Source organism: Paenibacillus sp. MZ04-78.2 (genome assembly GCF_024213375.1).
In the GTDB taxonomy this organism is placed as follows: domain Bacteria; phylum Bacillota; class Bacilli; order Paenibacillales; family NBRC-103111; genus Paenibacillus_G.
The window spans coordinates 62,198-69,174 of the sequence record NZ_JANAVJ010000026.1; the positions used below are offsets into that span (position 1 = coordinate 62,198).

Below are 6,977 nucleotides of genomic sequence, written 5' to 3' on the forward strand. Positions count from 1 at the left end.
CCTCCGTCCTTGTCTCACTCCGGCCTGAGCCCTTACTCCGCAGGAGGCGCCTTGCGGTACGTCCGATACACATTTCTGAGCTGCTGAACGACGTGCGTCATCGAGTACGTCTTGAGCGCCTTCTCCAGCGCCACACGCGACAGCTGGTACCGGTACATCGGATCACCGATCACCTTCTCCAGCGCCGTGGCCAGCGCCTGAACGTCATTGACCGGAACCAGCAGGCCGTTGGTGCCATGCTCGATCTGCTCGGCAATGCCGCCGACATTCGTGCCGACAACGGCCAGACCGCAGAGCGCCGCCTCCGCAAACACCGAACCGAACGCTTCCGCCCGCGATGGCAGGACAAACACGTCAAAGAACGGCATAAAGTCTTCCGGGTGAAGCATATAGCCATAAAAAATCGTTTCCTCATAAATCCCGAGCTGCTGCGCAAGCTCCTCCAGCTCCGTACGGATCGGTCCGTCTCCGATCAGATGCAGCACGAACGGCTGCCCCTGACGTTTCAGCTCCGCGCAGGCTTGCAGCAGCGTATCGAGCCCTTTGGCAGGCACAAGCCGGCAGACCGTGATCAACTGCGGCACTTGATTCTCGTGATGGACCGGACGGAACCGCTTCTCGTCGAAGCCGTTCGGGATTACCCCGATCCGCTCCGGCTCCTGCACGTACTCGGACAAATACTGCTTGAACGAGTTGGACACCGTAATCAACTGGTCCGCCTTTTCCTCCAGCTCGCGGTAAATCGAGGTCAGGAAGGCATGCTCCGGGCCGTCTGCCGGAATTTTGCCGTTCAGCACAAGCTCGCGCTCATAGCTGGAGTGAACCGTCATGATCAGCGGGGTGTCCGGAAACAGCTGCTTCATAACCAGCCCGGTGATCGGATGGTGGGCGTGAATCAAATCGTATGTTGACTTGATCCGCATCTTCGTCCACCAAATATAATCCTTCATTGTTTGTATGTATTTATCGACCACCGGATGGCCGGCATACGGCTCCCAGTCGAACGTCGAGAAACGAATTTCCCCGGCGCCTTTGCCGCGCACCCGTTTGGGCAGCGAAAAGAGCTCCATCTCCCAGCCCCGCTTGTTGAAGCGGTCCAGCATGAAAGGAACCATAGAAGAAACCCCGCCTGGCTGTTCCGGCGGAAAAAATAACGCTTGAAGAATACGCATCCTGCCCACCTCGGCCTCTCCCGTTGTTCGCGAAGCGCAAGGGCGCTTCGTCACTATCATCCTAACAGTTCCGGAATGCGACGACAAGACTTCCCAAAACGAATATATGTTTGGTATAATCAGTACCATGCACCCGTTTACAAAGTGAGGCTTCCGCGCGTTTCATGAACAATCAGACGATTTGGGATTTGATCTTCGGACCGACCGGTTCGATCTTTATGCACTCGATGCTGATCGTCATCATTGCGATGACGTTTCTCGTCTCATTCCGACTACTGCTGTCGCGCCGCAAAATCGGATATTTCTCCATGATCATTGCGCTGTGTATACTGTTCGTCCAACACGCCCAGCTCATCGAAAAGACCTTGGCTCACGACATCACCCCCGTGCAAGAATTCATCGCGCTGCTGCTCAAGGTGCTTGCCTTTGTCATGATCAACATCGGTATTTATCAGCTATATAACGCAACCCGCAAGCGGGACATCGTCGTCTTCGTCTTCTTTATCCTATTGACCACCGCCGTCTCGGTTACGTACTGGTTCGCTCCGGACTGGCTTCAGGGCAACGAGGACCATTCCAGATTGCTTCGTCCGCTCGGTATGGAGCTGTACTTGTTTTTGCTGCTGTTCATGAGCTTCCTGCTCGTGAACCCCCGCATCGGCCAGAACGGGAAGTATCAGTTAATGCTGACCGTTTATTTTGCGACCCACACGATTCATATGGCTAACGTCTATTTATTTGACAGTAAACAGATCGCCCTGAAATTTCTGGAGCAAACGATTCCGTTCGTCTTTTACATTGTTCTGTTCCTGTTCATTTTCGAACGGGTCATCGAGATCATGCAGGCCATTTACAACTCCTCCATTACGGACGGGCTTACGAAGCTGTACAACCGGAAATATTTTTACAACCGCGTCACCCAATACGTGCAGCAACGAGCGCGGGTATCGGTCATCTTCAGCGACATCGACAACTTCAAGAAGCTCAACGATACGAAAGGCCACCATATGGGAGATCAGGTGCTTAAGCAGGTGGCGCAGATCGTGAAGGAAGAAACGGAAGACTCCGGTATTTGCGGACGGTACGGCGGGGAAGAAATGGTCGTGCTGGTGACGAACTCGGAAGTCGATGCCGCAGGCTTGTCGGAGCGTATCCGAAGCCGTGTGGAGACAGAAACCATGGTGACGTTAAGCATGGGATACAGTATGTTCAAAAAAGGGGTAAACGCGGAGGAATTGATCAAGCAGGCGGATGAAGCGATGTACCGGGCCAAGACGACCGGCAAAAACAAAGTCGTCGGCTTCTAGGCCGACACCGGTCCGTACGCTCTTGGAAGAAAGGCGGGAAGCCAGCTTCCCGCATCTGTCGCAGGTCTATTCTATGGTGAACAATTCCTCCAGAGGCTGCTCCAAAAGATCGCTGAGCTTCTTCGCCGTGCCCGGGCCAACGGCCTTGACCGATCGCTCCAGCAAGCTGATATAAGCATAGCTCAAGCCTGAAAGCTGGGCCAGGTCCCGCTGAGTCATTCCTTTGACGATCCGGGCTCGTACGATCGCGTTCGTTTTGGCTTTAATTTTCATTTTGCGGTCCTCCCCCTTGCTGAACAACAACCACTATCATTATACATCAATTTTATTTACTTTTGCAACCAGTTATGTTTACTTTTGTTAAACTAACTTTATATGTAGTTTCTGTTTTTTACTGTTGATATATTAATATTCATTATTCTGTACCTCTACAAATACAAAATGGAGGACAGAAATCTATTCCCCCATCATTATAGCTAGCCTATAGAATAGCGAATTTACGAATCTCCATGATGCCTAAGCAACTGACTAACCCATGATTGCGAAACTCCTAGCTTTTGGGCTAATTTTCTTTGCGAAGCTTTAGGGTTTTCCTTTATTGCTTGCTGCAAACGGTCCAATGCTTCTTTCCTTTTGGGAGTCAATTTTTTCCTTTTTGAAAGGTTTTTAGTTGCCGCACCTAACCGTTCGCGTTCCACCCGTTCAAGGAAAACTTGGAGCGCTGGAAGACTTTGAATACATGACATACAAATATAAAATTTTTTGAAGTAAAAGGTTTGTTCCTTACCTGAGCAAAACAAACACGCTTTTGCTTGATATTTATAAACCATAATCGCCTTTCTCTCGTCATCACAGAAATACTCTGTCATGACATTGGGATGTAAATTCAATACATGCCTAACCTCTGTTGGGATTATTATTCTTCCGAAGTCGTCTACAACTCTGACAATTCCCGTTCTTCTGCCATCTTGCATCAACCACACCTCGAACAATAACGATTTCTAGTTTACACATCGCATTTTTCGAATTTGAGCAATTAAAACGTAGGCATCTAATTGTTGGCTCAATTGGACCACATATTCGCTCGTTAAACTCTCTCCCTGTTGTACGGCCTCTTTCATTTGGTTCTGTATGTTTTTCATTACGTTCTGCAATGTTTCGTCGCTGAAATGGCTAATATCGTATCGGGCATAATCCTCCTTTCTGGATGCTAGTACGGACATGGAAATATTCCCCTTTCTAACTTTTAAATGGATTTATGTAGATAGTTTACTATTTATTTCTTTTACAATATTGATTAAATTTTAAAGAAATAAATTGAAAGACAAAACAAAAAAACAGGCAAAAAATCGCCTGTTCTGGATAATCTACTATTTTTATGGATTATATTAAAATCCGGAATCGTCATAGAATAACTTTGCTTCTTTTTATAACAATTATTGAAATCGCCACATAATGACTTTGATTGGTGCAAGTGAACGAGCATATCATTACAAAAGAAAATGCTGTAATACCTATAATAAACTTCTTCATAACCTAACTTATAACTCCATTATATACCCTTCTAACCTTTTCCAGAAGTTCAAATTTCATCAGTTTTTTATCCAAATACAAAGAAGTGAAAATATCATTCGAAAGCTCTACTGTGCTCCTTACTGATTCCTGATAAGCATTTATTTTTGCAAAATAATTGGTACTAAGAAGGTAAGAGTCAATTGCCTGTTCGACCATACCCTTTTTAGTAAAATACTTGCCTTTAAACTTATAGTACTTGCCTATCTCAGAATATTGATAAGGTGTACCATTCTCGAAAGGAAACAATTGTTCTTCATCTTGATTAAATATCGTTCCTATGGAACCATCATCATTTAATTTGAATAAGACCTCAAGAAGCATGTTTAATCTAGGTAGACGCTTCTCCCCTTGCACTTCATCTAAACATTCTTTCAACAACGGTAAAGCATCCGAATACTTTTCAGTTCCGGTTAAACTGATGGCACGAAAATATTTTGAACGTTCAATTATAATTTGGTAGTTGAGTTTTTCATATAATGCGACATGCTCTATTAACATCTCATAATTACCTTGATGCCCTAAAGAATTACAAATTGCTAATGCAACTTGCTCCTTGAGTTCACTATGTTTAGTGTCTACAGCATGGCCCGATTTCCCCAATTCAATGCACTTATCATATTTTTTAAGAGCATAAGCATGAAGTGCCATGCGGTAATAATATATACATTTCTCTTCTTGTGCTAAAAAATCAGCGTAATGAAGAACTTCTTCACCTTCTCTAAAAGTCTCGTCCAGTAAAGACAGGTTACTTCGATTAATCAAATATTTCTTGAAAGTACCCTTGCCAACAAAAGCAGACACCCCGTGTTCTCTGGAATATTTAATAATTACCGTATAAAGTAGCACTTTTATGGAGCTACCGTTTAATGTTCCCGTGAAATCAAACAATCGTTGAAGTGATTCTTCCGTCTTCTTTTGGGACGATTGTAGTAACCTTGTTGCTACCATGGGTATTAGAGAAACATTTTTCCTCGAGATAATATCTCGCAATATTTCAAATAAAGTTTCTATTCCTCGTTCTTCTTCTATGTAAGCCTTTATGATCTGTTCGTAATGAACTGGCAAGGCTCGAACCAAGGCTTTCACCGTCTTATATTCTGGATGTTTTGTGGCCCCCGATTCAATTTTATGAAGCACTGCGCTGCGAACACCTGTTAGTTCCTCAAGTTTCGCATATGTCAAATTTTTCTTTTTTCTAAGTTGGAAGATGAAATCTGCGATGGTGTTATTCCGATGCTTAATATCCACCATAATACATAACCTTCCTTTTTTGTTTAAGTTTTTACACTGGTCAATTATATCAAAGTATGTTTAATTTTACAATTAATTGATTTTCATGATATCTACCTAATTTCTTCCGAAATACAACGATTCGCTAAATTTCTACAAAGTATAAGTGAATATTTGGTAATCACTGTAATTACTCAGATGGTTTTCAAGTAATCACTGTTATAAAAATAGATATTAATTCCTATCCCATATTTTATGGAATTATGATAAATTATGTTTGAACGATGAGGTCGCGACGAATTGTTCATACAATTTTTAGGGAGGCATGTCCACTTTGAAAAAGAAAATGTAAACATCATTTCTTCTATGTTTTTACTTGTTAACTCATCATTTACTTTACCGAGTATTACAAAATCAATGCGTGACATCTGGAAACAAACTTTTCAATGCTGTTGGTCAATGATTGAATAAGTTGAACTGGAGGGAAGGCCAATGGAAATTAAATTCAAACAGTTTGTTGCTGTGTGCAGCTTAACGGCTGTAGTACTGAGTTTTAATGAAAGCTGTAGCTCTTCTTTAACTTCCCTCCGAAAGAAGTCTCCCACTTCTAAATCTTGCGAAGCTTGATGAAAGTGGGATTATTTTTTCATCTTTTATTTTTAAAAATGAAATTTGATTTTTAATGAGAAAGAACATTCCTTTTTTATAGTATTTCGTATAATTCCCCAAAGTCTATGAGACATCTTCTATTTATTATAAAGAAAAGTTTATTTTACTTTATTTGAGATTTATTGTATTATATTACCAATTAAATTATTTGGGGTGATATATGATCTAAACTAGGATGGAGATTTGGATTTTGGTGTTTACTCTAAATCTACAAACTTGTGGGAGGTAGAAGAATGAAGAAATTGTTTTTGAAATCAGTTTTGGCTCTTACGGTAATCGTTTCAGTGATTCCAGTTTCCGCAAATGCTAATGAATCAACACAGATAGCTACATCAAATTCATCCACTGTTCCATGTGTAAAAGCTGAAGGTAAGGTTTCCTACGAAACTGATGCCAATGGCATTACAAAGGAGATCACTGAGATTAGTAACACTCAAGAGTACGCGAAAGCTTATAACCTTGATTTGCCATCTCCAAACGCAAAAATTGTTCATGTCAGAACTGTTTCTGCTAGTGAAAAAGCTAATTTAAACATTTTAAATGCTGCTGAGATTTCAGCTCAGGGGGTAGGTGATTACTACTTAAAAAATATTGAAGGGCCAAGAAGAGGTTGTGGCATACATGCTTTAAGACGTGATAATCTCGTTTATCCCGGTGGTGAAATGAGCTTCACTGATTCTGTAGCAGCATCTATTACTGGAACTGTCACAGTAGATGCGCAAATTGTAAGTGCTGCTGTCGGGTTCAATGTAACGCAAACATTTTCTGTAACCGATAAGCAAACAGTTACAATCCCATCCAACTATTCACGCGCCGAAGTTTCTGCTTATGCTAATTATGATATTTGGCAATATGACATCTATAAAAAGGGGATATTTTGGGATAGTAAGGAAGGTTATGGTAGCGTATCTAAGCCTGTAGGCGTTTGCTTTAATATTGTTTACTCTTAACTATTCAGGTACACATTCAACACAAATAGGGGGTGCGAAGCACCCCGGCAGGAATCGAAAATGAATTATTGTAT

General features: G+C 42.4%; 7 protein-coding genes. 2 read left to right on the forward strand and 5 right to left on the reverse strand.

All coding sequences use genetic code 11. From position 1 onward, the window contains the following. Positions 1–32: 32 nt before the first annotated feature. Positions 33–1,172, reverse strand: a complete 1,140-nt coding sequence (locus NLX71_RS17605; RefSeq protein WP_254365109.1) for a glycosyltransferase family 4 protein — start codon at positions 1,170–1,172, stop codon at positions 33–35. A 164-nt stretch (positions 1,173–1,336) separates the two neighbouring features. Here NLX71_RS17605 and NLX71_RS17610 point away from each other — a divergent pair, with 164 nt between their 5' ends. Beyond that, positions 1,337–2,479 carry a GGDEF domain-containing protein gene (locus NLX71_RS17610; protein WP_254365110.1) on the forward strand — a complete coding sequence of 381 codons (1,143 nt, stop codon included), beginning with the start codon at positions 1,337–1,339 and terminating at the stop codon, positions 2,477–2,479. Positions 2,480–2,545: 66 nt separating this feature from the next. Here the strand turns inward: NLX71_RS17610 and NLX71_RS17615 are convergent, their stop codons facing one another. The 4 genes from NLX71_RS17615 to NLX71_RS17630 all read right to left on the reverse strand — a co-directional run bounded on the left by NLX71_RS17615 (position 2,546) and on the right by NLX71_RS17630 (position 5,305). Beyond that, entirely contained in the window at positions 2,546–2,752 is a 207-nt protein-coding gene (locus NLX71_RS17615; RefSeq protein ID WP_010498610.1) for a helix-turn-helix domain-containing protein, read from the reverse strand. A gap of 224 nt (positions 2,753–2,976) precedes the next feature. Next, positions 2,977–3,453 carry an AbrB/MazE/SpoVT family DNA-binding domain-containing protein gene (locus NLX71_RS17620; RefSeq protein ID WP_254365111.1) on the reverse strand — a complete coding sequence of 159 codons (477 nt, stop codon included), beginning with the start codon at positions 3,451–3,453 and terminating at the stop codon, positions 2,977–2,979. Positions 3,454–3,480: 27 nt separating this feature from the next. Continuing rightward, positions 3,481–3,702, reverse strand: a complete 222-nt coding sequence (locus NLX71_RS26870; RefSeq protein ID WP_309248965.1) for a Spo0E family sporulation regulatory protein-aspartic acid phosphatase — start codon at positions 3,700–3,702, stop codon at positions 3,481–3,483. A 313-nt stretch (positions 3,703–4,015) separates the two neighbouring features. Continuing rightward, the gene (locus NLX71_RS17630; protein ID WP_254365112.1) at positions 4,016–5,305 is read right to left on the reverse strand and encodes a helix-turn-helix domain-containing protein; all 1,290 of its coding nucleotides are present in this window, start codon (positions 5,303–5,305) and stop codon (positions 4,016–4,018) included. Positions 5,306–6,186: 881 nt separating this feature from the next. Here NLX71_RS17630 and NLX71_RS17635 point away from each other — a divergent pair. Then, positions 6,187–6,903 carry a restriction endonuclease gene (locus NLX71_RS17635; RefSeq protein WP_254365113.1) on the forward strand — a complete coding sequence of 239 codons (717 nt, stop codon included), beginning with the start codon at positions 6,187–6,189 and terminating at the stop codon, positions 6,901–6,903. Positions 6,904–6,977: the final 74 nt, after the last annotated feature.